This is a genomic window from Klebsiella sp. A-Nf5 (assembly GCF_002810545.1).
In the GTDB taxonomy this organism is placed as follows: domain Bacteria; phylum Pseudomonadota; class Gammaproteobacteria; order Enterobacterales; family Enterobacteriaceae; genus Klebsiella; species Klebsiella variicola.
Genome location: NZ_PIOG01000014.1, coordinates 1 through 26,779 on the forward strand (window position 1 = coordinate 1; position 26,779 = coordinate 26,779).

At 55.5% G+C, this 26,779-nt stretch carries 22 protein-coding genes, 1 tRNA gene and 3 rRNA genes; 13 read left to right on the forward strand and 13 right to left on the reverse strand.

Annotation, left to right across the window (positions count from 1 at the left end):
• The 4 genes from CWM53_RS00625 to rrf (CWM53_RS00640) form a co-directional block, all read left to right on the forward strand.
• Window positions 1-235 (forward strand): 23S ribosomal RNA (locus tag CWM53_RS00625); the annotation flags it as partial.
• 96 nt (window positions 236-331) lie between these two features.
• Window positions 332-447, forward strand: a 5S ribosomal RNA gene (gene rrf, locus CWM53_RS00630).
• Window positions 448-461: 14 nt separating this feature from the next.
• Window positions 462-537 (forward strand) — tRNA-Thr (locus CWM53_RS00635).
• 38 nt (window positions 538-575) lie between these two features.
• Window positions 576-691: ribosomal RNA gene (rrf, locus tag CWM53_RS00640) — 5S ribosomal RNA — on the forward strand.
• 437 nt (window positions 692-1,128) lie between these two features.
• On the opposite strand, the gene CWM53_RS00645 is transcribed toward rrf (CWM53_RS00640), so the two are convergent.
• The 3 genes from CWM53_RS00645 to CWM53_RS00655 all read right to left on the reverse strand — a co-directional run bounded on the left by CWM53_RS00645 (window position 1,129) and on the right by CWM53_RS00655 (window position 5,890).
• On the reverse strand, window positions 1,129-1,350 hold the full coding sequence (locus tag CWM53_RS00645) for a hypothetical protein (protein ID WP_100730530.1): 222 nt from the start codon (window positions 1,348-1,350) through the stop codon (window positions 1,129-1,131).
• Window positions 1,351-1,627: 277 nt separating this feature from the next.
• The gene (locus CWM53_RS00650; protein WP_100730531.1) at window positions 1,628-4,738 is read right to left on the reverse strand and encodes an efflux RND transporter permease subunit; all 3,111 of its coding nucleotides are present in this window, start codon (window positions 4,736-4,738) and stop codon (window positions 1,628-1,630) included.
• Between the two features lie 12 nt (window positions 4,739-4,750).
• Window positions 4,751-5,890 (reverse strand): efflux RND transporter periplasmic adaptor subunit, encoded by a 1,140-nt coding sequence (locus tag CWM53_RS00655; protein WP_100730532.1) that lies wholly within the window; start codon window positions 5,888-5,890, stop codon window positions 4,751-4,753.
• 378 nt (window positions 5,891-6,268) lie between these two features.
• Here CWM53_RS00655 and envR point away from each other — a divergent pair, with 378 nt between their 5' ends.
• The gene (gene envR, locus CWM53_RS00660) at window positions 6,269-6,922 is read left to right on the forward strand and encodes an acrEF/envCD operon transcriptional regulator (RefSeq protein WP_100730533.1); all 654 of its coding nucleotides are present in this window, start codon (window positions 6,269-6,271) and stop codon (window positions 6,920-6,922) included.
• Between the two features lie 84 nt (window positions 6,923-7,006).
• Here the strand turns inward: envR and fis are convergent, their stop codons facing one another.
• The 10 genes from fis to msrP all read right to left on the reverse strand — a co-directional run bounded on the left by fis (window position 7,007) and on the right by msrP (window position 15,473).
• Window positions 7,007-7,303, reverse strand: a complete 297-nt coding sequence (gene fis, locus CWM53_RS00665; RefSeq protein WP_000462905.1) for a DNA-binding transcriptional regulator Fis — start codon at window positions 7,301-7,303, stop codon at window positions 7,007-7,009.
• A 24-nt stretch (window positions 7,304-7,327) separates the two neighbouring features.
• Complete coding sequence (gene dusB, locus CWM53_RS00670; RefSeq protein ID WP_008806700.1) at window positions 7,328-8,293, reverse strand: tRNA dihydrouridine synthase DusB; 966 nt, start codon at window positions 8,291-8,293, stop codon at window positions 7,328-7,330.
• 357 nt (window positions 8,294-8,650) lie between these two features.
• Window positions 8,651-9,532: a 50S ribosomal protein L11 methyltransferase gene (gene prmA, locus CWM53_RS00675; RefSeq protein ID WP_061153150.1), complete on the reverse strand. Its 882-nt coding sequence runs from the start codon at window positions 9,530-9,532 to the stop codon at window positions 8,651-8,653.
• 11 nt (window positions 9,533-9,543) lie between these two features.
• Entirely contained in the window at window positions 9,544-10,995 is a 1,452-nt protein-coding gene (gene panF / locus CWM53_RS00680; RefSeq protein ID WP_061153151.1) for a sodium/pantothenate symporter, read from the reverse strand.
• Window positions 10,985-11,227 (reverse strand): YhdT family protein, encoded by a 243-nt coding sequence (locus CWM53_RS00685; protein ID WP_061153152.1) that lies wholly within the window; start codon window positions 11,225-11,227, stop codon window positions 10,985-10,987. Before CWM53_RS00685 ends, panF begins: the two co-directional genes overlap by 11 nt.
• Before the next feature lie 110 nt (window positions 11,228-11,337).
• The gene (gene accC / locus CWM53_RS00690; RefSeq protein WP_061153153.1) at window positions 11,338-12,687 is read right to left on the reverse strand and encodes an acetyl-CoA carboxylase biotin carboxylase subunit; all 1,350 of its coding nucleotides are present in this window, start codon (window positions 12,685-12,687) and stop codon (window positions 11,338-11,340) included.
• 10 nt (window positions 12,688-12,697) lie between these two features.
• Entirely contained in the window at window positions 12,698-13,165 is a 468-nt protein-coding gene (accB, locus tag CWM53_RS00695; RefSeq protein ID WP_008806696.1) for an acetyl-CoA carboxylase biotin carboxyl carrier protein, read from the reverse strand.
• A gap of 22 nt (window positions 13,166-13,187) precedes the next feature.
• Complete coding sequence (gene aroQ / locus CWM53_RS00705; RefSeq protein ID WP_012540446.1) at window positions 13,188-13,640, reverse strand: type II 3-dehydroquinate dehydratase; 453 nt, start codon at window positions 13,638-13,640, stop codon at window positions 13,188-13,190.
• 232 nt (window positions 13,641-13,872) lie between these two features.
• Window positions 13,873-14,472, reverse strand: coding sequence for a protein-methionine-sulfoxide reductase heme-binding subunit MsrQ (gene msrQ, locus CWM53_RS00710; protein ID WP_074387429.1), 600 nt, complete (start codon window positions 14,470-14,472; stop codon window positions 13,873-13,875).
• Window positions 14,472-15,473 carry a protein-methionine-sulfoxide reductase catalytic subunit MsrP gene (gene msrP, locus CWM53_RS00715; protein WP_061153157.1) on the reverse strand — a complete coding sequence of 334 codons (1,002 nt, stop codon included), beginning with the start codon at window positions 15,471-15,473 and terminating at the stop codon, window positions 14,472-14,474. The genes msrQ and msrP overlap by 1 nt, the downstream gene beginning before the upstream one ends.
• 229 nt (window positions 15,474-15,702) lie before the next feature.
• Here msrP and CWM53_RS00720 point away from each other — a divergent pair, with 229 nt between their 5' ends.
• The 8 genes from CWM53_RS00720 (at window position 15,703) to yhdP (ending at window position 26,709) form a co-directional block, all read left to right on the forward strand.
• Entirely contained in the window at window positions 15,703-15,894 is a 192-nt protein-coding gene (locus tag CWM53_RS00720; RefSeq protein WP_074387437.1) for a hypothetical protein, read from the forward strand.
• A 79-nt stretch (window positions 15,895-15,973) separates the two neighbouring features.
• Complete coding sequence (gene csrD / locus CWM53_RS00725; RefSeq protein WP_061153158.1) at window positions 15,974-17,914, forward strand: RNase E specificity factor CsrD; 1,941 nt, start codon at window positions 15,974-15,976, stop codon at window positions 17,912-17,914.
• 305 nt (window positions 17,915-18,219) lie between these two features.
• Window positions 18,220-19,263 (forward strand): rod shape-determining protein MreB, encoded by a 1,044-nt coding sequence (gene mreB, locus CWM53_RS00735; protein ID WP_002918653.1) that lies wholly within the window; start codon window positions 18,220-18,222, stop codon window positions 19,261-19,263.
• A 69-nt stretch (window positions 19,264-19,332) separates the two neighbouring features.
• Window positions 19,333-20,325, forward strand: coding sequence for a rod shape-determining protein MreC (gene mreC / locus CWM53_RS00740; protein WP_008806690.1), 993 nt, complete (start codon window positions 19,333-19,335; stop codon window positions 20,323-20,325).
• On the forward strand, window positions 20,325-20,813 hold the full coding sequence (mreD, locus tag CWM53_RS00745) for a rod shape-determining protein MreD (protein ID WP_008806689.1): 489 nt from the start codon (window positions 20,325-20,327) through the stop codon (window positions 20,811-20,813). Before mreC ends, mreD begins: the two co-directional genes overlap by 1 nt.
• Window positions 20,814-20,820: 7 nt before the next feature.
• Window positions 20,821-21,402 (forward strand): Maf family protein, encoded by a 582-nt coding sequence (locus tag CWM53_RS00750; RefSeq protein WP_071839031.1) that lies wholly within the window; start codon window positions 20,821-20,823, stop codon window positions 21,400-21,402.
• A 2-nt stretch (window positions 21,403-21,404) separates the two neighbouring features.
• On the forward strand, window positions 21,405-22,874 hold the full coding sequence (gene rng, locus CWM53_RS00755; RefSeq protein WP_008806687.1) for a ribonuclease G: 1,470 nt from the start codon (window positions 21,405-21,407) through the stop codon (window positions 22,872-22,874).
• A gap of 37 nt (window positions 22,875-22,911) precedes the next feature.
• Window positions 22,912-26,709 carry an AsmA2 domain-containing protein YhdP gene (yhdP, locus tag CWM53_RS00760; protein WP_074387430.1) on the forward strand — a complete coding sequence of 1,266 codons (3,798 nt, stop codon included), beginning with the start codon at window positions 22,912-22,914 and terminating at the stop codon, window positions 26,707-26,709.
• Window positions 26,710-26,779: the final 70 nt, after the last annotated feature.

Consider the following 26,779-nt stretch of genomic DNA (forward strand, 5'->3'; position numbering starts at 1 on the left):
AGTGGACGCATCACTGGTGTTCGGGTTGTCATGCCAATGGCATTGCCCGGTAGCTAAATGCGGAAGAGATAAGTGCTGAAAGCATCTAAGCACGAAACTTGCCCCGAGATGAGTTCTCCCTGAGACTTTAAGTCTCCTGAAGGAACGTTGAAGACGACGACGTTGATAGGCCGGGTGTGTAAGCGCAGCGATGCGTTGAGCTAACCGGTACTAATGAACCGTGAGGCTTAACCTTACAACGCCGAAGATGTTTTGGCGATTTGAGAGAATTTTCAGCTCTGATACAGATTAATCGATGCGTCCGGGTGACGTGTTGATAAAACAGAATTTGCCTGGCGGCGATAGCGCGGTGGTCCCACCTGACCCCATGCCGAACTCAGAAGTGAAACGCCGTAGCGCCGATGGTAGTGTGGGGTCTCCCCATGTGAGAGTAGGGAACTGCCAGGCATCAAATTTAGCGTGCTGATATGGCTCAGTTGGTAGAGCGCACCCTTGGTAAGGGTGAGGTCCCCAGTTCGACTCTGGGTATCAGCACCACTTTTTAGGTTAAAGTTCGGCACGTTGTAAAGAATTTGCCTGGCGACAATAGCGCGGCGGTCCCACCTGACCCCATGCCGAACTCAGAAGTGAAACGTCGTAGCGCCGATGGTAGTGTGGGGTCTCCCCATGTGAGAGTAGGGAATCGCCAGGCATCAAATAAAGCAAAAGGCCCAGTCGAAAGACTGGGCCTTTTGCTTTTGTTATATCTGTTGTTTGCCGATGAGCGCTCTCCGGAGTAGGGACAAATCCGCCGGGAGCGGATTTGAACGTTGCGCAGCAACGGCCCGGAGGGTAGCGGGCAGGACGCCCGCCATCATTCCCAGGCATCAAATAAAACGAAAGGCTCAGTCGGAAGACCGGGCTTTTTTGTCTTTTGCGGCCAGACGCGCCGCCAGCTCCCCGGTGGCGCTGCGCTTACCGGGGCTACAGACCCCGTAGCCCGGAAAAGGTGCGCAGCACCGCCTCCGGGGAAAGCAGCGGTCATATCAACGTAAATGAAAGGCCCAGTCGTGTGACTGGGCCTTTTGTCTTTCTGGCGACTGAGCCGAAGGGAACGCCTCCAGGCTGAACATTTGTGGAGCGGAGTTGCTAACGAGTCAGCGCCACGATACCTAACGTGAGACCGGCAACCGCTGCGGCCCCACCAGCGATCGCGCCAGCCGTTTCCCAGTTATCCTGTGTTGTGCCTTTTACACAGGTATTGGTATGCACCAGTCGGCCCTGCGAGTCATAGACAGGCACGCACGAGGAATCATGGGCACAGCCAGCAAGCAACGTTGCTAACAATGTCACTAATATTAATTTATTCATGGTATTACCTCTAAATAACCGTTTGCTGTCAACGTTGTTGACACATAACGGAATAGCTTATTTTACCACCGCAATGACACAGGCCTGGAAGGGGAAATAATCTCAAATTATGAGCAGTGTAAATATCGTGAAGAGAAATGAAAAATAATGAAGAGAATATGCAGGAAGGGATTTTCCAATGCGTTAGTCGGGGATAAAAAATTAATATTTCTACTAACTTGTTGTTCTGATAGATATAAAAAAAGGCGCCGCATGACGCCTTGATAATTATAGTCGATTATTCAGCGTGCCGGGTAAAGCGTCGTCTGACGACCACGAAAAACACCGGAACAAAGAAGATCGCCAGTAGTGTCGCGGTAAGCATCCCGCCCATCACGCCGGTGCCCACTGCATTCTGAGCCCCACTACCGGCACCATGGCTAATCACCAGCGGCATGACCCCGAGGATAAAAGCCAGAGAGGTCATTAGAATAGGGCGCAGGCGCATCCGCGATGCCTCCAGCGTGGCCTCAATGATCCCTTTCCCTTCTTTCTCCATCAGATCCTTGGCGAACTCAACGATCAGGATCGCATTCTTCGCCGACAAACCGATCGTGGTTAAAAGACCGACCTGGAAGTAAACGTCATTATTCAACCCACGCAGTGTGGCGGCTAACAGTGCGCCAATGACCCCCAGCGGAACGACTAACATCACTGAGAACGGAATCGACCAGCTCTCATAGAGCGCCGCCAGGCACAGGAAGACGACGATCAGTGAGATGGCATAGAGCGCAGGCGCCTGGTTGCCGGAGAGGCGTTCCTGGTAAGACATTCCAGTCCAGTCGTAACCGATGCCGCTCGGCAGTTTACTGGCCAGTTGTTCCATCAGCGCCATGGCTTCCCCGGTACTTTTGCCTGGCGAGGCTTCACCGAGGATCTCCATGGATGGCAAACCGTTGTAACGCTCCAGGCGTGGCGAGCCATATATCCAGCGTGAAGTGACAAAGGCGGAGAACGGAACCATTTCGCCGTTGGCGCTACGAACGTACATGTTGTTAATGTCGCTCGGCAGCATACGGAAGTGGGCATCAGCCTGGACGTACACTTTCTTCACGCGGCCGCGGTCAATAAAATCATTGACGTAGTACCCCCCCAGCGCGGCGGATATCGTTTCATTGATATCGGAGAGAGATACGCCCAGCGCCTGCGCTTTTTCCTGATCGACATCCAGTTTGAACTGTGGGGTATCTTCCAGCCCATTGGGCCGTACCCGGACCAGTTGATCCGGATGCTGTTTCACCATGCCGAGCAGTTGGTTTCGCGCCTGGGTCAGGGCGGTATGGCCAAGCCCACCCTGGTCGATCAGTTCAAAGTCGAAGCCGGTGGCGGTACCCAGCTCAATAATGGCCGGCATGTTGAACGGGAAAACCATGGCGTCTTTTATCTGACTGAAGGCCACGGTGGCCCGTTTAATAATCGACTCCACGTTATTTTCATCACCGCTACGCGCTTCCCAGGGTTTCAGGCTGACAAACGCCATGCCGGAGTTTTGCCCCTGGCCGCTGAAGCTGAAGCCGTTAACAGTAAAGACGCTTTCAACGTTGGCTTTCTCGTTATGCAGATAGTAGTCGGTTACGGTATCCAGCACCTTCTGCGTGCGCTCCTGGGTAGCGCCGGAAGGCAGCTGGATCATGGTCAGGAAGACGCCCTGATCCTCGTCGGGCAGAAAAGACGTGGGCAAACGCATGAACAACACGGCCATGCCCACGACTATTACCAGGTAGATCACCAGATAACGGCCTGTTCCACGCAGAATACCGCTAACACTGTTGGTATAGTGATTGACGCTCTGGTCGAAGCGGGCGTTAAACCAGCCGAAAAATCCTTTTTTCTCATGGTGTTCGGCTGAGGCTGGCTTCAACAACGTGGCGCAGAGCGCCGGCGTCAGCACCAGCGCAACCAGCACGGAGAGCGCCATGGCGGAGACAATGGTGATCGAAAACTGACGATAAATCGCGCCAGTCGAGCCGCCGAAGAAGGCCATCGGGACGAATACCGCAGAGAGCACCATGGCGATACCCACCAGCGCTCCCTGGATCTGCGACATCGACTTTTCTGTCGCTTCTTTTGGCGAGAGCTTCTCCTCAACCATTACACGTTCGACGTTTTCCACCACCACGATGGCGTCATCGACCAACAGGCCTATCGCCAGCACCATGCCAAACATCGTCAGGGTGTTGATGGAGTAGCCAAACATCGACAGTACCGCAAAGGTACCCAACAGCACGACAGGAACGGCAATCGTCGGAATGAGCGTTGCGCGCATGTTCTGCAGGAACAGATACATGACAAGAAAGACGAGGATAATTGCCTCAAAAAGTGTTTTAACCACTTCATGGATGGAGATTTTGACGAAAGGGGTTGTATCGTATGGATAGACAACCTTCATCCCCTGAGGGAAGTAGGGCTGCAGCTCGGCCAGCTTCGCTTTAATCGCGGTGGCAGTATCCAGCGCGTTGGCGCCGGTCGCGAGCTTAATGCCCAGACCAGAGGCGGGTTTACCGTTAATTCTCGCGACGACGTTGTAGTTTTCTCCCCCCAGCTCAATGCGGGCGACGTCTTTCAGATGGACCACTGAGCCATCGGCATTGACCCGCAGTGTGACCTTGCCAAACTCCTGCGGATCTTTAAGCCGGGTCTGGGCAATGATCGACGCGTTCAGCTGCTGGCCTTTCAGCGCTGGCGTACCGCCCAACTGACCCGCGGCGATCTGATCGTTCTGAACTTTCAGCGCATTGATGACGTCGACCGGCGTGAGGTTGTATTTATTCAGCAAATTGCCGTCCAGCCAGACACGCATGGCATACTGCGCGCCGAACAGCTGCACATCGCCCACGCCGTTGAGGCGGCTGATAGGGTCTTTCACGTTGGAGGCGACATAGTCAGAAATATCGTCCTGGGTGGTGGCCAGGTTATCAGAGATAAAGCCGGCAACCAGCAGGAAGCTGCTGCTGGATTTTTCGACGCTAATCCCTTGCTGCTGTACTTCCTGAGGCAGCAGCGGCGTAGCCAACTGCAGTTTGTTTTGCACCTGCACCTGGGCGATATCCGGATCGGTACCGGACTTAAAGGTGAGCGTAATGGTTACCGAGCCAGCGGAGTCGCTGGTCGACGACATATACATCAGGTTGTCGATACCGTTCATATTCTGTTCGATAACCTGAGTGACCGTATCCTGCACGGTTTGCGCGTCTGCACCCGGGTAGGTGGCGGAGATCGCCACCGCAGGGGGCGCAATCGTGGGATACTGCGCTATCGGTAGCTGCAGGATGGCCAGGCCGCCGGCAATCATCATAATGATTGCCAGCACCCAGGCGAAGACCGGTCGATGGATAAAAAACTTAGACATAGCTGGGTATCCTTATTGTGCGGCCGGTGCCGCACGCTCCGCTTCCGCTTTGACGGTGACGCCAGGACGGACTTTCTGTAAGCCGCTGACAATCACTTTATCGCCCGGCTTCAGCCCGCTGGTGATGAGCCATTTATCGCCAACGGCCTGAGTCGCGACCACTTCCCGGGTTTCAACCTGGTTTTTGTCATTCACCAGCATCACGGAGGCATCGCCCCGCGGCGTGCGGGTCACTCCTTGCTGAGGCACCAGGATGGCCTGCGGATCGACACCTTCGTCTATGCGAGCGCGGACGAACATCCCCGGCAGCAGGGCATGCTGCGGGTTAGGGAAGATAGCGCGTAGCGTGATAGAGCCCGTGCTTTCATCGACAGTGACGTCAGAGAACTGCAGCGACCCTTTAAGCGGATAGGCCTGACCGTTCTCCATCACCAGCTCAACGCTTTTTGTATCACCGCCGCGCTGCAGGCTTTCCTGCTTAAGGCGCATAAAGTCATTGCTGGACTCCGTCACGTCAACATAGATGGGATCGAGCTGCTGGACGGTGGCCAGGGCATCCGATTGACCGTTGGTGACCAGCGCGCCCTCGGTGACGCTCGATTTGCCGATGCGCCCGCTTATGGGGGAGGTCACTTTGGTGTAGGCCAGGTTGATACGGGCGGTGTCTACGGCGGCTTTGGTGGCGATGACGTCGGCATCGGCCTGGCGGGCGGTGGCCACCGCCTGATCGTATTCCTGCTGGCTGATATATTTGGTCCCCAGCAGCGGAACATAGCGTTTCACCGTCAAATGGGCGATGGCGGCTGCGGCTTCGGCCTTGGCCTCATCGCCTTTAGCACTGTTCCAGGCAGCCTGATAGGTTGCCGGATCGATCTGATAGAGCGACTGACCTGCTTCGACATCACTTCCTTCAACAAAGTTACGCTTCAGGATGATACCGCTCACCTGGGGGCGGACTTCCGCCACGCGAAAAGCAGAGGTACGGCCTGGTAGTTCGGTGGTGACCGACAACGGTGCACTGTTCACGATATGGACCGTCACCTGCGGCGCCTGTGCATGGGGTTGCGGGTTGCCCGAATTATCGCAGCCGGTAAGCAATAAGGCCGAGATAATTAAACCGGATAAAAGTGTCACTCTGGCGTGAGTTGTCATTGCGGTTCCTTATAGATTACGTACCAAATTCGGCGGCGAATCTGTGAAAGAAAGAGGGAGTCAAAAAGCAGTTTGCCATCCTACAAATAAACGTCGCTGGATGTAAGGGATACTCATTTTTAAACGTTCAGCAAGGCACGCAAAAACAAAAAAATGGTCGTTCTGTTTTTGCTATTTATCTCAATTGTAAAACATAATAAACAGACATTATTTTAATGAATGAGTTGGCTATTAATATTCATTAAGATGATTCGTTAGTTTTCTACATCAGAATTAACTTGTCTGCATTTTTGCTAAATAATATTGTGCACCAAATGTTAGATTAAGGGATCTTCAGAAAAATCTATATTGCCTGTTAATCGGGAACTGAGGCCTTATATGGCAAGAAAAACCAAAGAGGAGGCGCTGCGCACGCGGCAGCTCCTGATTGAATCCGCGATCCAGCAGTTCGCCCTGCGGGGGGGGGCCAACACGACCCTGACGGATATCGCTGATGCGGCGGGGGTGACTCGCGGCGCCGTGTACTGGCATTTTGCCAGTAAGACGGAGCTGTTTAATGAGATGTGGCAGCAACAGCCACCGCTCAGGGATTTGATTCAGCAAAGCCTGGCGACAATGAATGAGAAGGAGCCCTTAAATGATTTGCGGCAGCGATTTATTGCCGGGCTACGCTATATTGCTGAGAATCCTCGCCAGCGTGCTCTGATGCAAATTCTTTATCAACGCTGTGAGTTTGCCAGCGATATGTTATCGGAAAGCGAAATTCGCCAACGTATTGGATTTAACTATTCCGTTATTGGTGGGATTCTGCAGCACTGTGTACGTAACAATATATTGCCAGCCGAAACAAATATCGACGTGATATTAATTGTTTTACATAGCGCCTTTTCCGGCTTGATTAAAAACTGGCTGCTCGATCCGCAACGCTTCGATCTTTATCAGCAGGCACCTGCGCTGGTGGATAATATTATGGCGGTGGTCTGTGCTGCACGTTTATCGCAGGAGCCTGTACTGCGGGTGGTCAATCAGTAACGTGTTCTGCTGGCGCAGATAATAAAAAAGGCGCTTCCCCATGCCGAAGAGCGCCTTTTATATCAAGCAAGCAACTGACTAGTATCAGTTCATGCCGTATTTTTTCAGTTTTTTACGCAGTGTACCGCGGTTGATGCCCATCATCAGGGCTGCGCGGGTCTGGTTACCACGGGTGTATTGCATCACCATGTCCAACAGGGGCTGTTCAACTTCAGCCAGTACCAGCTCATACAGGTCATTCACATCCTGACCGTTCAGTTGAGCAAAATAGTTCTTCAGTGCCTGTTTAACCGAGTCACGCAGGGGTTTTTGAGTTACCTGATCCTGAGAGTTAACGGTAGAAACGGTCAGTACGTCAGAATTTACGCGTTGTTCGAACATAGTTCTGTCAGCTCTTTATTTCTATTACGCAAAATTTTCGAAGTATGCCTCCAACGCCTCCAGCTGTTCGCTGGCATCCTCAATGGCGTTGAATGTGCGCCGAAACTGGTCATCTGGAGCATGTTCCTGAAGATACCAGGAGACGTGTTTACGCGCGATTCGGTACCCTTTTGCCTGACCGTAAAAGTCATGCAATTCCCGAACGTGCGCACAAAGCAAGCGCTTAACCTCTGCCAGTGGCAGCGGGGGCAGCAGCTCTCCAGTGTCCAGATAATGCTGGATTTCCCGAAAGATCCAGGGTCTTCCCTGAGCTGCACGGCCTATCATCAGGGCATCAGCCCCTGTATAGTCGAGCACAGCTCTGGCTTTAAGCGGGTCAGTAATGTCACCATTCGCGATAATCGGAATGGAAACTTTCTGCTTAACTGCCCGAATACTGTCGTACTCAGCGTCTCCGTTAAACAAGCAGGCGCGGGTGCGTCCGTGAATAGTCAGAGCCTGAATGCCACACTCTTCGGCCAGTTGGGCAATCTCTACGCAGTTACGGTGTTCCGGTTCCCAACCGGTGCGAATCTTGAGTGTCACAGGAACGTCCACCGCGTTGACGACCGCCGTCAGGATTGACTTCACCTGCTCGGGGTACTGCAAGAGGGCTGAACCTGCAAGCTTGCGATTCACCTTTTTCGCCGGGCATCCCATATTGATATCTATAATCTGGGCACCACTTTCCACGTTAATCCGCGCGGCTGCAGCCATCTCTTCCGGTACGCTACCGGCGATTTGCACGGTACGAATACCGGGCTCATCGATATGCACCATCCGTAAACGGGACTTGTCACTCTCCCACACCTGTGGGTTAGAGGACATCATCTCAGAAACGGTTAAACCTGCCCCCATCTCGTAGCACAGCGTCCTGAATGGTCTGTCAGTAATGCCAGCCATGGGCGCTGCGATCAGGCGATTTCTGAGCTGGTGGTGTCCGATGCGCATGAGTTAAGAAATGACCATACTGTGACTGCAAGGCGGCGTATATTACGCATTTTTTGCACGAGATGAAAGGCCAAACTTTGAGCAATCCTCTGTTGCAGATCAATGAATCCGGGACTAGCGTAAAAGCGATGAATAAATACTTATATTAATCATTACTTTAATGGGTGATGGGTAATTTGTGTCCATTTATAAAATCATAAAACTTCTCGATTTTTCTTAGATAAACTCGCTACCTGGCGGCATAAAACGCTGTTTTTGTAGTCAAAAAAGTACGCTGTAGTGCGATCTGCCTCTCATTTCCAGGCATTATTTGGTGGCTACTGGAAACAAAAATGCGGCCCGCGGGCCGCATGGTGCTTAGTTTTTCCGGCCGGTAATCCGGCACCACTCCTCTTTCTCCACCACCGGGTCGAGGGTGAAGAGCGGGGCGTAGGCATCGCAGACGCTTTCCGCCTGGCTTGCCAGAATGCCGGAAAGACCCAGCAGACCGCCTGTAACCGGCAGCACGCTGATTAACGGGGCCAGCTCACGTAACGGGCCGGCCAGGATGTTGGCGACCACCACATCGGCTTTCATGGCTTCTGGCTGATCCTGCGGCAGATACAGTTCAAGGCGCTCTGAGACGCCATTACGCTGGGCGTTATCACGGCTGGCCTGGATGGCCTGCGGGTCGATATCAATTCCGATAGCTTTAGCGGCGCCCAGTTTCAGGGCGGCAATCGCCAGGATGCCGGAACCGCAGCCAAAATCGATAACGGTTTTGCCCTGCAGGTCAAGACCGTCGAGCCACTGCAGACACATGGCGGTAGTCGGATGGGTGCCGGTACCAAAGGCCAGTCCCGGATCAAGCATCACGTTGACCGCGTTCTCATCGGGGACATCGCGCCAACTCGGACAAATCCACAGGCGCTCACCGAAACGCATCGGGTGGAAGTTATCCATCCACTCGCGCTCCCAGTCTTTATCTTCCAGTTGCTCGATCTTATGCGCAAAGCCGGCGCCGAGGAGCGGATGCTGTTCAAGGATGGCAACCGCTTCGTTCATGTCGCTTTCTGCGTCGAACAGGCCGATAACATCGGTATCGCCCCATAAACGGGTTTCACCCGGCAGCGGCTCGAATACCGGCGTGTCGTGAGTGTCCTGGAAAGTGATGGAGACCGCTCCGGCCTCCATCAGCGCATCGCTCAGCGCTTCAGCGTTCGCGCCGGTGGTATTCAGTTTTAGTTGGATCCAAGGCATAGCAAAACTCTTTATTTATCAGTAGTCATAACAGGGGCTGGCGGGACGGGCTGGCCGAAACGGTTCCCGACGACAAAAGCCAACAAACTTAGCAGCAGCGAGGGCACGATAGGATGGAAGCCCAGGTACTGAATATGAAACGTCGCGAGCACGGCATACAGCACGCCGCCCACCAACATCGCGCTGAGCGCCCCGGCAGCGTTTGCCCGCTCCCAGTAGAGGCCCAGCACCAGCGGCCATAAGAACACCGCTTCCAGGCCGCCAAAGGCCAGCAGATTGAGCCAGATAATCATTTCCGGCGGCCGCCAGGCGGCCAGCATCATTAATATACCCAGCACTAAGGTGGCGATCGTTGAGATCCGCTTGAGCTTCTGCTCATTGCGTTTTTTTGTCGGCTGCGCGCTGAGCCACAGATCTTTAATGATCGTAGCCGATGCCTGCAGTAAATGGGCGTTCACGTTCGACATAATCGCCGCCATCGGCGCGGCTAAAAACAGTCCCGCAGCCCACGGCGGCAGCACCTGGACCATCAAGGTGGGGATCACCTGATCGGGAACGGTCAGATCCGGCAGAACGGCACGGCCAAGAGCGCCGGCGAGATGCATGCCGAACATCAGAATCGCCACGACGATCGTGCCAATAACAATCCCGCGGTGCACGGCTTTGCTGTCTTTGTAGGAGATACAGCGCACGGCGGTATGCGGCAGGCCGATAACGCCGAAGCAAACCAGCACCCAGAACGAGGTCATAAAGGTGGGGGTCAGGATATCATCCGCGCCGTGCGGCGATACCAGCTGTGGGTCGATCCGCTGCAGCGTATCTACCGCCTGATGCAGGCCACCGGCGGCATGTACCACGCCGACCAGCAGGACGATCGTGCCGATCAACATCACCATCCCCTGCATCGTATCGTTAAGTACGCTGGCGCGGAAACCACCGAAAGCGGTATACAGCGCGATGGTGATCCCAAAGATCAGCAGCCCGGTTTCGTACTTGATCCCGGCGGCGGTCTCCAGCAGGCGCGCGCCGCCGATAAACTGCACAGCGATGGCGCCGACAAAAGCGACCAGCAGGCTGACGCTGGCAATCCACACCACCGCGCGGTTTTGGTAGCGAGCTTGCAGCATGTCGTTCAGGGTGATCGCATTATAGCGGCGTGCCAGGATCGCGAATTTTTTACCGAGGATCCCAAGAGAAAGCCAGATCGTCGGTACCTGGATCATCGCTAACAGTACCCAACCCAGCCCATATTTATAGGCGGCGCCGGGGCCGCCTATAAATGAGCTGGCGCTAATATAGGTGGCGGTGAGGGTCATGGCTAAGACAAACCCCCCCATCGATCGACTGCCGAGGAAATACTCGCTAAGGAAGTTCCCGGTACTGCGTTTACGCATCGCGTAAATCGACAGTCCGAAGACGACAAACAGGTAAGCGATCAGCACCACGATAATCTCAAGCTGCATCGTTATCCTCCAGAGAGATATCACGGAAGATAAAGCGCACCATCGCCCAGCACAGCAGTATAAACAGCAGCGGCACCAGCAGGCAGGCCATTTCAAACCAATGCGGCAGGCCGGTAAAACCGATACCGACGCCCGGCAGATAGGCCGCCGCCAGCCAGGCGGCAAGATAGAGAAGGGTCAGCCACAGCGCCCAGCGCGCTTCTTTATGGGCCTGAACAAAACGTTTGTCCATTTTTTGTCCCTTGAGGATGAAGAAAGCGGGGATTGTACCGCATGGAAAAGTCGAGGGGAGAGAAAAAGAAAAAAGGCCGGATTAACCGGCCTTTTGCAGCGAATACAGGATTATTTTTCCTGCAGTCCGAGCTTTTTCTCCAGATAGTGGATGTTAGTACCACCATGCTGGAAGTTCTCGTCGCTCATAATGCGCATCTGCAGATCAACGTTGGTTTTGATGCCATCGATGATCAGCTCCTGCAGCGCATTCTTCATGCGGGCAATCGCCACGTCACGGCTTTCGCCGTAGCAGATCAGCTTACCGATCATGGAGTCATAGTACGGCGGTACGGTGTAACCGGCGTAGATATGAGACTCCCAGCGCACACCAAAACCGCCCGGCGCGTGGAAGCGGGTAATTTTACCCGGGCTCGGCAGGAAGGTGTTCGGGTCTTCGGCGTTGATACGGCATTCCACCGCATGGCCTCTGACGACCACTTCATCCTGCTTGATGGACAGCGGCTGGCCGGCTGCAATACGCAGCTGCTCTTTGATCAGGTCAACGCCAGTGATCATTTCGGTAACCGGGTGTTCTACCTGAATACGGGTGTTCATTTCAATGAAGTAGAACTCGCCGTTTTCGAACAGGAACTCGAACGTACCCGCCCCGCGGTAGCCGATATCCACACAGGCTTTCGAGCAACGCTCGCCGATGTAGCGACGCAGTTCCGGGGTGATGCCCGGCGCCGGCGCTTCTTCGACCACTTTCTGGTGACGACGCTGCATGGAGCAGTCACGCTCTGCCAGATAGATAGCGTTACCCTGACCGTCCGCCAGTACCTGGATCTCGATGTGGCGAGGATTTTCCAGGTATTTCTCCATGTAGACCATGTCGTTATTGAAAGCCGCTTTCGCTTCCGCTTTGGTCATGGAGATAGACTGCGCCAGTTCAGCGTCGCTACGCACAACGCGCATACCGCGACCGCCGCCGCCGCCGGAGGCTTTGATGATCACCGGATAACCAATGCGTTTGGCATGGGCGCGGTTAGCGTCCATATCGTCGGTCAGCGGGCCGTCAGAACCAGGAACGGTCGGGACGCCGGCTTTTTTCATCGCAGTGATCGCGGACACCTTGTCGCCCATCAGGCGGATAGTGTCGGCTTTCGGACCGATGAAGATAAAGCCGGAGCGCTCAACCTGCTCGGCAAAGTTGGCGTTCTCGGAAAGGAAACCATAACCCGGGTGAATCGCTATCGCGCCGGTGATTTCCGCCGCGCTGATGATAGCCGGGATGTTGAGATAGCTTTTTACGGACGGAGCCGGGCCAATACAGACCGTCTCGTCCGCTAACAATACGTGTTTTAGATCGCGATCCGCGGTGGAGTGCACAGCGACGGTCTTGATGCCCAGTTCTTTACAGGCACGCAGGATGCGCAATGCGATCTCGCCACGGTTAGCGATGACAATTTTATCCAGCATGTTCGCCTCGTTACTCGATAACTACCAGCGGCTCGTCGAATTCTACCGGTTGGCCGCTTTCGATCAGAATGGCTTTCACCACGCCGGCTTTGTCGGCTTCGATCTGGTTCATCATTTTCATCGCTTCGACGATGCACAGGGTGTCGCCCACGTTAACTTTCTGGCCAACTTCCACAAACGCTTTCGCGTCCGGGCTTGGCGTACGATAGAAAGTACCAACCATCGGGGAACGTACGATGTGACCACTGATTTCCGCTTTTGCCGGCGCTTCAGCTGCAGCAGCTGGTGCGGCAGCCGCGGCGGCAGGCGCCTGAGGCTGCATCATCGGCGCAGCATAAGCCTGCTGCATAACCGGATAGCTTGCGACCGGTGCAGAGCGGCTGATGCGAACAGACTCTTCGCCTTCAGAAATTTCCAGTTCGGAGATACCTGATTCTTCAACCAGCTCGATCAGTTTTTTAATCTTACGAATATCCATGAGTGGGTTCCGTACTCTTTGTTTAGTGTGATTGTGACAGGCGTTTTACCGCCGTCTGTAAAGCGTATGAATAGCCGTCCGCCCCCAGACCGCAAATGACGCCAGCGGCGACATCTGACAGGTATGAGTGCTGGCGGAAGGGTTCGCGTGCATGCACGTTGCTCAAGTGAATCTCGATAAACGGGATGTTCACGGCAAGCAAAGCGTCACGGATTGCTACGCTGGTATGCGCGAACGCGGCCGGATTAATCAGGATATAGTCCACGTTGTCTTTAGCCTGATGAATTCGGTCGATTAACGCATACTCCGCGTTGGACTGCAGGTGATCCAGGCTCACATTCAGTGCCGCCGCCTCAGATGTCAAACGGTTAACAATTTCAGCCAGCGAGAGGGTGCCATACTTATCAGGCTCGCGGGTACCGAGCATGTTAATGTTTGGACCATTCAAAAGCAAAATGTGAAACTTGTCAGCCATCGTGTGGCGATCTCCTGCCATCTTCGGGTAAAAAACAACATATACCTTCAATGCGCCCTTGTCACCTTTTCAGGGTCAGAAAACCCCGTCAGGAAAACCAAAGTCGCACATTATAACGATTTCGTAGCAATTGGCAGCTAAATACTGGTCTTATCAGGGAAGATTATCAACCGCTATCGTAAAAAGAGTCGCGGTTGATAAAAGATCTGCGGGAAACTGCACATTACCGGATTCAGCGCCACCACTGGCGGAACTTCTTATAACGCCATGCCAAAAGCACCACCGCCAGCAGGGCATAAATGATGGGCTGCGGCGAGACGATCTTCACTGACCACAGGTAGTGAATCGGCGCGAGGATCGCCACCAGATAGACGAAGTTGTGCAAAAGTTGCCAACGACGGCCCAGTTTTCGCTGCATTGCCTGCGTCGAGGTCACCGCTAGCGCCAGCAGGATCATCCAGCAGACCATGCCTAACGTCAGATAGGGGCGATTGATAATCTCCGAGCCCAGCAGCGTCAGATTGTTAATGCCCAGCTCCAGCAAGGTGTAGCTGGTCAGGTGCAGCGTCGCCCAGGCAAAACACCATAGACCTAACAGGCGGCGAATGCGAATCAATAATGGCTGTTTCGCGTAGCGCGCCAGCGGGGATACCAGCAGCGTTGCCAGCAGGAACTTAAGCGCCATCCTGCCGGTAAAGTGCTGGATATCCTTGGCCGGGTCGGCGCTAAAGTAGCCCTGATGTCCGGCCCAGAACAACCAGACCAGCGGCAAAAACCCCGCCAGGTGGAGTAGGACTTTCAACCAGGCGATCTGTTTGACGGTGAAACGCACTAGAAGTTCTCCCGCAAGTTCATACCACGATACAGTGAGGCCACTTCGTCGGCATAGCCGTTAAATAACAATGTCGGCTGACGCTTCACGTCGAGCACTCCGCCTGAGCCGATGAACCGCTCGCTGGCCTGCGACCAGCGGGGATGATCGACATGGGGATTAACGTTGGCAAAGAAGCCGTATTCGTCCGGCGCCGCCAGATTCCAGGTGGTCGGCGGCTGCTCGCGCGTTAGCTCAATGCTGACGATGGATTTAATGCCTTTAAAACCGTACTTCCACGGCACGGTCAGGCGGACCGGCGCGCCGTTTTGCGGCGGAAGCGCTTTGCCATACACCCCGACAGTGAGCAGCGTCAGCGGGTGCATGGCTTCGTCAAGCCGCAACCCTTCCACGTAAGGGTAAGCGAGCCCTCCGCCGATAAAACGATCTTTCTGCCCGGGCATTTGATCCGGGGCGTAAAGGGTTTTGAAGGCGACATAGCGTGCGTTGCTGGTGGGCTCCACCAGCGCCAACAGTTTATGCAGCGGGAAACCGACCCAGGGAACCACCATCGACCAGGCCTCCACGCAGCGCATACGGTAAATGCGCTCCTCCAGCGGAAAGCGTTTGGTCAGATCGTCATGGTCAAGGGTCAGCGGCTTCGCCACTTCACCGCCGATGGTCAGTGTCCAAGGATCGGTGCGCAGGCTACCTGCGTTCGCCGCTGGGTCGGCTTTATCGAGGCCGAATTCATAAAAGTTATTGTAACCGGCGACCTTATCTTCCGGGGTGAGCGTCAGATTAGCCTGCCACTCGGCGGGTTTAGCAAAGTCCAGGGCCTTGCCCGCCGGAGCCGGCGGGCGATCATTGCCTTTAAACCAGTCCAGCAGATCGGCCTGCGCGGTAGCGGGAAGCGAGAGGGCGGTCGCGCTGATGCCCAGCATTTTCAGTACCTGGCGCCGCTTGAGCATAAAAACGGATTCGGCCGTGACGTCGGCTTCCGTCAGTTTTTTTCTTTTCATGGTGTCCTCCGTCATGCGTTTCCCTAAGCATGACGGAGACGACGATTTATCGCGAATATGTCACGAAAAATTGCAGATTAGGATGAGGAGCCGCCGCCGAAGCAGAGGCGCGGTCGTCCAGGAATCATCGGAAAGTGGCACAAGACGTTTCCTTTACCGCGCTTGACCCGGCATCTTTATCAGGGCAAAGAGGGTGGAAAGCGAGTCTGCAGGTAAAAGCCGTAATAATTTGCGCCGCTGGCGCCGGTTTGTCATCCTGCGTCTAAAATTAAAGCGCTTCTGGCGCAGGCCGCAGGTGGGCAATGATTGGCAAATTTTTTCTGCCGACTATACTCGCTATCGGCATACTTTCGCCGATAATACGCATTCCATTGCCAGACTCGCCATCTTTGATAGTATGCGTCGCGCTTTAAAAGGTTAATGCTAGCGGCAAGGCGCGCGCCGGCACGGGAGCCTGATGGTTCATCGGGCAGTCATTCACTCGCGGAGTTAACACAGGGATGCGATTAACGACGAAGTTCTCAGCCTTTATCACGCTGCTAACTAGCCTGACCATCTTTGTCACGCTGATTGGCGCTTCGCTGAGTTTTTATAATGGCATTGAGAACAAGGTCGAAAACCGGGTTCAGGCGGTGGCGACCATGCTGGACAACCGGCTCATCACCACCTCTTTTGATAAGCTTGAGCCGCAGCTGGATGAGCTGATGACGCCGATCGAGATCGTGCATATCGATTTCATGCTTAACGGCAAACCACTCTACAGCCACTCCCGAACCGACAGTTATCGCCCGTTGGGCAGCCATGAGCAATTCCGTGAGATCACGGTCCCGTCACTGAAACACCCTGGTATCACTCTGCATCTGGTCTACATCGACCCGATGGTGAACTATTTCCGCTCGCTGTCGATCACGGCCCCGCTGTCGATCTCCATCGGCTTCATGGTGGTGATTATTTTCTTCGCCGTCCGCTGGATCCGCCGCCAGCTGGCTGGTCAGGAGCTGCTTGAGCTTCGTTCCACGCGTATCCTGAGCGGCGAGCGCGGGCCCCAGGTGCGCGGGTCGGTCTATGAATGGCCGGCCAGCACCAGCAGCGCGCTGGATATGCTGCTGTCGGAGCTGCAGTTTGCCAGCGATCAGCGCAGCCGTATGGATACGCTGATTCGCTCCTATGCGGCACAGGATTCTAAAACGGGTCTGAATAATCGCCTGTTCTTTGATAATCAGCTGGCCACGCTGCTGGAAGACCAGGAGAAAGTGGGCGCCTACGGCATCGTCATGATGATCCGTCTGCCGGAGTTCGATCTGCTGCGGGACAACTGGGGACGAGCGGCGGCTGAAGAGCATTACTTCACGCTTATCAACCTGCTCTCTACCTTTATTATGCGTTATCCCGGCGCGCTACTGGCGCGTTATCACCGTAGTGACTTCGCCGTACTGCTGCCGCACCGCACGTTAAAAGAGGCGGATAGTATCGCCGGGCTGTTGCTGAAGGCCATGGACGCGCTGCCGCCAACGCGCATTCTCGATCGTGACGATATGATGCACATCGGGATCTGTGCTTTCCGCAGCGGGCAATCGACAGCGCAGGTGATGGAACATGCGGAAGCGGCAACGCGCAACGCGGTGCTGCAGGGCAGCAACAGTTGGTCGGTTTATGATGACACCCTTCCGGAGAAAGGCCGCGGCAACGTGCGCTGGCGGACGCTGATCGAACAGATGCTGAGCCGCGGGGGACCGCGGTTGTACCAAAAACCTGCCGTTACCCGAGATGGGCGGGTGCATCACCGTGAACTGATGTCCCGGATGTACGACGGTAAAGAAGAGGTGATTGCGGCCGAGTATATGCCGATGGTGCTGCAGTTTGGTCTGGCGGAGGAGTATGACCGCCTGCAGGTAACGCGCCTGCTGCCATTTTTAGGCTTCTGGCCTGAAGAAAACCTGGCGTTACAACTGTCGGTGGAGTCGCTGATCCGTCCTCGTTTCCAGCGCTGGCTGCGCGATGCCCTGATGCAGTGTGAAAAATCGCAGCGTCAGCGGATTATTTTTGAACTTGCAGAGGCAGATGTTTGTCAATATATCGGCCGTCTACAGCCGGTTATGCGGTTAGTTAACGCCCTGGGTGTTCGGGTGGCGGTCGTTCAGGCGGGGTTAACCCTGGTGGGAACCAGCTGGATCAAGCAGTTGGATGCGGAGTTGATCAAACTGCATCCTGGGCTGGCGCGCAACATTGAAAAGCGCAGCGAGAACCAGCTACTGGTGCAAAGTCTGGTGGAAGCCTGCAAAGGCATGCCTATGCAAGTTTTTGCGACTGGCGTACGTAGCCGCAGCGAGTGGTTGGTGCTGTCTCAATGCGGTGTCACAGGCGGTCAGGGGGAATTTTTTGCGGCCTCACAGCTACTTGACACAAATGTGAAAAAATATTCGCAAAGATACTCGGTTTGATCTGCCGTTTAGCGTGATTTCACGTAGAATAACGCGCGCCATCGTGAAGGGGGTGTGCTTGTCTACCCGCCGGATCATCGCAATGTAAATGCCAGTGACCCTCCTTTGACAGGTTACAAATTCAGGCGTGGAGCGCTGCTGAAGATTTCAGCAATGAACGGAGTCGGAAAAATTTGTAACAAAGGAAATGAACTGCACTAATTTTCACCGCAGCAGGTGATTTTTGCGCCTTGTCGCTGCTGCGTGTGGTTGGTAAAGTAAGCGGATTTTGTTTTCCGCCCCAGCTTTCAGGATTATCCCTTAGTATGTTAAAAAAATTTCGTGGCATGTTTTCCAATGACCTGTCCATTGACCTGGGTACCGCGAATACCCTTATTTACGTAAAAGGACAAGGCATCGTATTGAATGAGCCTTCCGTGGTGGCCATTCGTCAGGATCGTGCCGGATCGCCGAAAAGCGTCGCCGCCGTAGGTCATGAAGCGAAGCAGATGCTCGGCCGTACCCCGGGTAATATTGCGGCGATTCGCCCGATGAAGGACGGCGTCATCGCTGACTTCTTCGTGACGGAAAAGATGCTGCAGCACTTTATCAAACAAGTGCACAGCAACAGCTTTATGCGCCCGAGCCCGCGCGTGCTGGTGTGCGTACCGGTTGGTGCCACTCAGGTTGAGCGTCGTGCGATCCGTGAATCCGCGCAGGGCGCTGGCGCTCGTGAAGTCTTCCTGATCGAAGAGCCGATGGCGGCAGCGATCGGCGCAGGCTTACCGGTTTCTGAAGCGACCGGTTCTATGGTTGTCGATATCGGCGGCGGTACTACTGAAGTCGCGGTTATCTCCCTGAACGGCGTGGTTTACTCTTCTTCCGTGCGTATCGGCGGCGACCGTTTCGACGAAGCCGTGATTAATTATGTGCGTCGTAACTACGGTTCCCTGATCGGTGAAGCGACCGCTGAGCGTATCAAACACGAAATCGGTTCGGCTTATCCGGGCGATGAAGTGCGTGAAATCGAAGTTCGCGGCCGTAACCTGGCGGAAGGCGTTCCACGCGGCTTCACCCTGAACTCAAACGAAATTCTTGAAGCGCTGCAGGAGCCACTGACCGGCATCGTGAGTGCGGTCATGGTTGCCCTTGAGCAGTGCCCGCCGGAACTGGCTTCTGATATCTCCGAACGCGGGATGGTTCTCACCGGCGGTGGTGCGCTGCTGCGTAACCTGGACCGTCTGTTAATGGAAGAAACCGGTATTCCAGTCGTGGTTGCTGAAGATCCGCTGACCTGCGTAGCGCGTGGCGGCGGCAAGGCGCTGGAAATGATCGACATGCACGGCGGCGACCTGTTTAGCGAAGAGTAGTCAGCCTGAAGGTCTGGGGTGGCTTAACGGCTGCCCCTGTCTTTACTGACACGAGAATACGCATAGCCTATGAAGCCAATTTTTAGCCGTGGCCCCTCGCTACAGATTCGCCTTATTCTGGCGGTGCTGGTGGCGCTTGGCGTAATTATCGCCGACAGCCGCCTGGGTACGTTCAGTCAAATCAGAACGTACATGGATACAGCCGTCAGCCCTTTCTACTTTGTCTCTAATGGTCCCCGGGAACTGCTCGACAGCGTATCGCAAACGCTGGCGACCCGCGATCAGCTCGAACTGGAAAATCGCGCGCTGCGTCAGGAGCTGTTGCTGAAAAACAGCGATCTGCTGATGCTGGGCCAGTACAAGCAGGAGAACGCGCGTCTGCGGGAACTGCTTGGCTCGCCGCTGCGCCAGGACGAACAAAAAATGGTGACGCAGGTCATCTCAACGGTTAACGATCCCTACAGCGATCAGGTCGTTATCGATAAGGGCAGCGTGAACGGCGTTTACGAAGGCCAGCCGGTTATCAGCGATAAAGGCGTGGTGGGGCAGGTGGTAGCGGTGGCGAAAATGACCAGCCGGGTGCTGCTGATCTGTGATGCCACCCATGCGCTGCCGATCCAGGTCCTGCGTAACGACATTCGCGTGATTGCCGCCGGTAACGGCTGTACCGACGATCTCCAGCTTGAACATCTGCCGGCGAATACCGATATTCGCGTCGGTGATGTGCTGGTGACCTCTGGTCTCGGCGGCCGCTTCCCGGAAGGGTATCCGGTTGGCGTGGTCTCCTCAGTGAAGCTGGACACTCAGCGTGCCTACACCGTGATTCAGGCACGTCCGACGGCCGGTCTGCAACGCTTGCGTTATCTGTTGTTGCTGTGGGGCGCCGATCGCAATGGCGCCAACCCGATGACCCCGGAAGAGGTCCATCGTGTGGCTAACGAACGCCTGATGCAGATGATGCCGCAGGTGCTGCCTGCGCCGGATGCGATGGGGCCGCAGATGCCAGCGCCAGCCACCGGGCTGACGCCATCGCAGCCGTCTCTGCCTGCAGGGGGGCAATAGTGGCAAGTTACCGTAGCCAGGGACGCTGGGTTATCTGGCTCTCGTTTCTTATCGCGCTATTGCTGCAAATTATGCCCTGGCCGGCGGACATCAGCGTTTTCCGGCCCAACTGGGTATTATTGATCCTGCTGTACTGGATCCTCGCCCTGCCGCATCGGGTGAACGTAGGGACGGGCTTCGTGATGGGGGCTATTCTTGATCTCATTAGCGGCTCGACGCTGGGCGTTCGCGCGCTGTCCTTAAGCATCATCGCCTATCTGGTCGCGCTGAAGTATCAGCTGTTCCGTAACCTGGCGCTGTGGCAACAGGCGCTGGTGGTGATGCTGTTATCCCTGGCCGTGGATATCATTGTTTTCTGGGCAGAGTTTTTAGTGATCAACGTCTCTTTCCGTCCAGAAGTATTCTGGAGTAGTGTAGTAAATGGTGTCCTCTGGCCATGGCTCTTCCTGCTGATGCGCAAAGTGCGTCAGCAATTTGCAGTGCAATAAGGTTGATATGACAACTCTGTATCTTGCTTCTGGTTCCCCGCGTCGGCAGGAACTGCTGACTCAGCTTGGTCTCACTTTCGAACGTCTGGTTCCTGGTATCGAGGAACAGCGCCAGCCGCAGGAGAGCGCCGAGCATTATGTTGTCCGCCTGGCGCGCGAAAAAGCGCAGGCCGGAGTGGCGATGGCATCGCGCGATTTACCGGTGCTGGGAGCGGATACGATTGTCATTCTTAACGGCGAAGTGCTGGAAAAACCGCGCGACGCTGAACACGCTGCCGCGATGCTGCGTCTGCTTTCCGGCCAAACGCATCAGGTAATGACGGCGGTGGCGCTGGCAGACACGCAGCAGACGCTGGACTGCCTGGTGGTCACTGAAGTGACTTTCCGGCTGCTCAGCGAGCAGGATATCGCCGATTATGTGGCCAGCGGCGAGCCTTTAGATAAAGCAGGTGCATACGGTATTCAAGGGTTGGGTGGTTGCTTCGTCAGGAAGATTAATGGCAGCTATCACGCCGTAGTCGGCTTACCGCTGGTGGAAACGTATGAGTTGCTCAGTAACTTTAACTCACTGCGTAAAGAAAAGGGATAAAGATGACGGCTGAATTATTAGTTAACGTAACGCCATCCGAAACGCGCGTCGCGTATATCGATGGCGGTATTCTGCAGGAAATCCATATTGAGCGTGAAGCGCGACGCGGAATAGTAGGCAATATCTACAAAGGTCGTGTTAGCCGAGTGCTGCCGGGAATGCAGGCGGCTTTTGTAGATATTGGTCTCGATAAGGCGGCGTTCCTCCACGCCTCCGATATCATGCCGCATACCGAATGTGTCGCCGGTGAGGAGCAAAAGCAGTTTACCGTACGCGATATTTCGGAGCTGGTGCGCCAGGGCCAGGACCTGATGGTCCAGGTGGTCAAAGATCCGCTGGGCACCAAAGGCGCGCGTCTGACCACGGATATCACCCTGCCTTCCCGTTATCTGGTGTTTATGCCAGGCGCCTCCCATGTGGGAGTATCCCAACGCATTGAAAGCGAAGCCGAGCGTGAGCGGTTGAAAAAGGTTGTCGCAGACTACTGCGACGAGCAGGGCGGATTTATCATTCGCACCGCTGCGGAAGGGGTTCACGAGCAGGAAATGGCCGCCGATGCCGCCTATCTGAAGCGCGTCTGGACTAAGGTGATGGAGCGCAAAAAGCGCAACCAGACCCGTTATCAGCTGTACGGTGAGCTGGCCCTGGCTCAGCGCGTGCTGCGTGATTTTGCCGATGCGCATCTCGACCGTATTCGCGTCGACTCTCGCCTGACCTACGAGGCGTTACTTGAGTTCACCGCTGAATATATCCCGGAAATGACCAGCAAGCTGGAACACTACAGCGGCCGCCAGCCAATTTTCGATCTCTTTGACGTGGAGAACGAAATTCAGCGCGCGCTGGAGCGTAAGGTTGAGCTGAAGTCCGGGGGCTACCTGATCATCGATCAGACCGAGGCGATGACTACCATTGATATCAATACCGGGGCGTTTGTCGGGCACCGGAATCTTGACGATACTATCTTCAATACCAATATCGAAGCTACCCAGGCGATAGCCCGCCAGCTACGTTTGCGTAACCTCGGCGGCATTATCATCATTGATTTCATTGACATGAACAATGAAGACCATCGTCGACGGGTACTGCACTCCTTAGAGCAGGCGCTGAGTAAAGATCGGGTGAAAACCAGCATCAATGGCTTCTCGCAGCTGGGACTGGTGGAGATGACCCGCAAGCGCACGCGTGAAAGCGTGGAGCATGTGCTGTGCAACGAGTGCCCGACCTGCCACGGACGCGGAACGGTAAAGTCGGTTGAAACGGTATGCTATGAGATTATGCGTGAGATCGTCCGCGTACATCATGCTTATGATTCCGATCGCTTCCTGGTCTATGCTTCCCCTGCGGTGGCGGAAACCCTGAAAGGGGAAGAGTCGCACGCGCTGGCGGAAGTGGAAATCTTTGTCGGTAAGCAGGTCAAGGTACAAATTGAGCCGCTCTATAATCAAGAGCAGTTCGATGTGGTTATGATGTAAGACACCGCGTCATTGTGCGGCTGACAAGGAGAGAGGCGTGAGGCGACTGCCCGGGATTTTATTGCTCACCGTGGCAACATTGATTGTTATCGTCGCGCTGCTGGTGAGTGGCTTGCGTCTCGTGTTGCCGCAGCTCGACGCCTGGCGTCCGCAGCTGCTGGAGAAGATCTCCGCGCTTACCGGCACGCCGGTGGATGCCTCGCAGATCACGGCCAGCTGGCAAAATTTTGGTCCGACGTTAGATGTTCGTGATATTCAGGTCGGTCTGAAAGACGGCGGCAAAATGGCGGTGAAGCGCGTGACCCTGGCGCTGGACGTCTGGCAGAGTTTGCTGCATATGCGCTGGCAGTTCCGCGATCTTACCTTCTGGCAGCTGCAGGTTCATACCAACACCCCTATTCAGACCAATGACGGCGGCGAAAGCCTGAAAACCGACCGCATCAGCGATCTCTTTTTACGTCAGTTCGACCACTTTACCCTGCGCGACAGCCATCTGAGCTTCCTGACCATTTCCGGTCAGCGGGCGGAGCTGGCAGTCCCGCAGCTGACCTGGCTTAACGGCAGGAACCGTCACCGCGCCGAGGGGCAGCTTAGCCTCTCCAGTCTCACCGGCCAGCATGGCGTGATGCAGGTGCGGATGGATCTCCGCGATGAGGATGGCCTGCTGAATAAAGGGCGAGTCTGGCTACAGGCTGACGATATTGACGTCAAACCGTGGCTCGGCCGCTGGATGCAGGACAATATCGCTCTGAAGAGCGCCCGCTTCAGCCTTGAAGGTTGGATGACCATTGAAAAAGGCGATGTGGCCAGCGGTGACGTATGGCTGAAAAAAGGGGGCGCCAGCTGGCAGGGGGATGACGAGGTGCATCACCTGTCAGTGGATAACCTGACGGCGCATCTCTCCCATGACAAGCAGAGCTGGGGCTTCTACATTCCCGATACGCGGATCGCTATCGACGATAAACCCTGGCCAAGCGGCGCGCTGGCGATGGCCTGGATCCCGGCGCAGGACGTCGGTGGCGACGACCATCAGCGTAGCGATGAATTACGCATTCGTGCCAGCAACTTAACCCTCAGCGGCCTCAGCGGATTACAGCCTTTCGCCGATAAGCTGGCGCCTTCCCTGGGCGAGCTCTGGCGCACCACGCAGCCCAGCGGCAAAATCAACCTGCTGGCGCTCGATATTCCCCTGCAGGCGACGGAGAAAACGCGCTTTCAGGCGCAGTGGAGCGATCTGGCATGGAAGCAGTGGAAACTCCTGCCGGGAGCGGAACACTTTTCCGGCAGTCTGAATGGCAGCGTTGAGCACGGGGAACTGCGCGCCCGCATGACGCAGGCGCTGATGCCTTATACCGGTGTTTTCCGCGCCCCGCTGGAGATCGCCGCTGGCGAAGCCACCCTCAGCTGGGTGAAAAACGACAAAGGGTTTATGCTTGATGGCCGCGATATTGACGTGCAGGCGACGGGTGTCCGCGCCCGCGGCGGCTTCCGCTATCTGCAACCGCAGGGAGATGATCCCTGGCTGGGCATTCTGGCGGGCATCAGCACCAATGACGGCGGCCAGGCATGGCGCTACTTCCCGGAAAACCTGATGGGCAAGGCGCTGGTGGACTATCTCAGCGGCGCGATTAAAGCCGGACAGGCTCGCGATGCGACGCTGGTGTATGGCGGCAATCCGCATCTTTTCCCTTACCCGCACAATGAAGGGCAGTTCCAGGTTTATGTCCCGCTGAAGAATGCCACTTTTGCCTTCCAGCCGGACTGGCCGGCGCTGACCGGGCTGAACATCGATCTCAACTTTATTAATAACGGGCTGTGGATGCGGGCGGATAAAGCGATGCTCGGCAATGTCACCGCCAGCAATCTCGATGCCGCGATCCCGGACTATGCCGCTGAAAAGCTGCTGATTGATGCCGATATCAAAGGTCCGGGCAAAGAAGTGGGACCTTATTTCAACACCACGCCGCTGAAAGAGACCCTGGGAGCGGCGCTGGATTCCCTGCAGCTGGACGGGGATGTGAGCGCTCGCTTACATCTTAACATCCCTTTAGATGGCGAAATGACCACCGCGAAAGGCGATGTGCGTCTGCAGAATAACAGTCTGTTTATCAAGCCGTTAGACACCACTCTGCAAAACCTGAGCGGGAATTTCAGCTTCGTGAATGGCGATCTCAATAGCGAAACGTTGAGCGCGACCTGGTTTCATCAGCCGCTGAATCTCAATTTTTCCACCCGGGAGGGCGAAAAAGCGTTTCTGGTGGACGTCGGGATGAACGCCAACTGGCAGCCATCGCATACCGGGTTGCTGCCAAAAGCCGTCAACGAGTCGCTGAGCGGCAGCGTGCCGTGGGAGGGCAAGGTCGCTATCGAACTGCCGTACCATGGTAACGCCAGCTATAAGGTTGATATCAACGGCGACCTCAAGAATGTGAGCAGTCACTTACCTTCGCCGGTCAATAAGCCCGCTGGAGAGCCGATGCCGGTCAAAATTAACGTCGCCGGCGGTTTGAGCAGCTTCGACCTGACCGGCTCCGTCGGCGCGAAGAATCATATCAACAGCCGCTGGTTGCTGAACCATAAGCTGACGTTGGATCGGGCAATCCTTACTTCGGACAGCAAGGGGCTCTCTCCGCTGCCTGACCAGCCTGGGGTTGAACTCAATTTGCCACCGATGGATGGCGCTCAATGGCTGGCGCTCTTTCAAAACGGGGCGGCGAATGAAGTCAGCAGCACCATACTCTTTCCCCAGCGCATTGTGCTGCGTACGCCGTCGCTGGCGCTTGCCGGTCAACAGTGGAACAACGTCAGTCTGATGTCGCAGCCGGTCGCCGGCGGCTCGCAGGTCGAGGCGCAGGGGCGTGAAATCAACGCTACCCTGACGATGCGCGACAATGCGCCCTGGCTGGCGAATGTGCGTTATCTCTATTTCAACCCGACCAGCGCCAATGGCCAGACCGGTGAGAAGAACGCTGCCCCGCAGGCAGAGACGCGGCTGGATTTCCACGGCTGGCCCGATCTGCAGCTGCGCTGTGCGGAATGCTGGCTGTGGGGGCAAAAATATGGCCGTATCGACGGCGATGTGGCGATTAAGGGCGATACCTTAACGCTCTCCAATGGTCTGGTGGATACCGGGTTTGGCCGACTGACGACCGATGGCGTCTGGGTCAGCGCGCCGACCGGTGTACGTACGTCGCTGAAAGGCAAACTGCATGGCAATAAGACGGATGAGTTTGCCAGTTTCTTCGGCGTTTCCACGCCGGTGAAGGATTCGCCGTTTGACATCGACTATGATCTCCACTGGCGCGCGCCGCCCTGGTCACCCGATGTCGCATCGCTCAATGGGATCATTAAAAGCCACCTCGGCAAAGGACAGTTTACCGACCTGAGTACCGGACACGCTGGCCAGCTGCTGCGTTTGCTGAGCGTCGACGCCCTGCTGCGTAAGCTGCGTTTCGACTTTAGCGATACCTTTAGCGAGGGCTTTTACTTTGACTCGATTAACAGTACGGCGTGGATCAAGGATGGCGTGCTGCATACCGACGATACGCTGGTGGATGGCCTGGAAGCGGATATTGCCATGAAAGGTTCGGTCGATTTGGTGCGTCGCCAGCTGGATCTGCAGGCGGTGGTGGCGCCGGAGATCTCTGCGACCGTCGGCGTGGCGGCGGCTTTTGCCGTCAACCCTATCGTCGGCGCGGCGGTGTTTGCCGCCAGCAAGGTGCTGGGCCCGCTGTGGAACAAAGTCTCGATTCTGCGCTATCGCATTACCGGCCCAATTGACCAGCCGCAGATCAATGAAGTGCTGCGCCAGGCGCGCAGCAACAAAAAGCAATGATTTGACGATTGCCGGGAATTGCCGCAATCTCAATAGATCGCCTTCTGTATTTCCGCCTGTCAGGCGGCAA

Coding starts and splice junctions, on each gene's coding strand:
- CWM53_RS00645 (WP_100730530.1), bottom strand. CDS start 1,350: ATGAATAAATTAATATTAGTGACATTGTTAGCAACGTTGCTTGCTGGC.
- CWM53_RS00650 (WP_100730531.1), bottom strand. CDS start 4,738: ATGTCTAAGTTTTTTATCCATCGACCGGTCTTCGCCTGGGTGCTGGCA.
- CWM53_RS00655 (WP_100730532.1), bottom strand. CDS start 5,890: ATGACAACTCACGCCAGAGTGACACTTTTATCCGGTTTAATTATCTCG.
- envR (WP_100730533.1), top strand. CDS start 6,269: ATGGCAAGAAAAACCAAAGAGGAGGCGCTGCGCACGCGGCAGCTCCTG.
- fis (WP_000462905.1), bottom strand. CDS start 7,303: ATGTTCGAACAACGCGTAAATTCTGACGTACTGACCGTTTCTACCGTT.
- dusB (WP_008806700.1), bottom strand. CDS start 8,293: ATGCGCATCGGACACCACCAGCTCAGAAATCGCCTGATCGCAGCGCCC.
- prmA (WP_061153150.1), bottom strand. CDS start 9,532: ATGCCTTGGATCCAACTAAAACTGAATACCACCGGCGCGAACGCTGAA.
- panF (WP_061153151.1), bottom strand. CDS start 10,995: ATGCAGCTTGAGATTATCGTGGTGCTGATCGCTTACCTGTTTGTCGTC.
- CWM53_RS00685 (WP_061153152.1), bottom strand. CDS start 11,227: ATGGACAAACGTTTTGTTCAGGCCCATAAAGAAGCGCGCTGGGCGCTG.
- accC (WP_061153153.1), bottom strand. CDS start 12,687: ATGCTGGATAAAATTGTCATCGCTAACCGTGGCGAGATCGCATTGCGC.
- accB (WP_008806696.1), bottom strand. CDS start 13,165: ATGGATATTCGTAAGATTAAAAAACTGATCGAGCTGGTTGAAGAATCA.
- aroQ (WP_012540446.1), bottom strand. CDS start 13,640: ATGGCTGACAAGTTTCACATTTTGCTTTTGAATGGTCCAAACATTAAC.
- msrP (WP_061153157.1), bottom strand. CDS start 15,473: ATGAAAAGAAAAAAACTGACGGAAGCCGACGTCACGGCCGAATCCGTT.
- csrD (WP_061153158.1), top strand. CDS start 15,974: ATGCGATTAACGACGAAGTTCTCAGCCTTTATCACGCTGCTAACTAGC.
- mreB (WP_002918653.1), top strand. CDS start 18,220: ATGTTAAAAAAATTTCGTGGCATGTTTTCCAATGACCTGTCCATTGAC.
- mreC (WP_008806690.1), top strand. CDS start 19,333: ATGAAGCCAATTTTTAGCCGTGGCCCCTCGCTACAGATTCGCCTTATT.
- CWM53_RS00750 (WP_071839031.1), top strand. CDS start 20,821: ATGACAACTCTGTATCTTGCTTCTGGTTCCCCGCGTCGGCAGGAACTG.
- rng (WP_008806687.1), top strand. CDS start 21,405: ATGACGGCTGAATTATTAGTTAACGTAACGCCATCCGAAACGCGCGTC.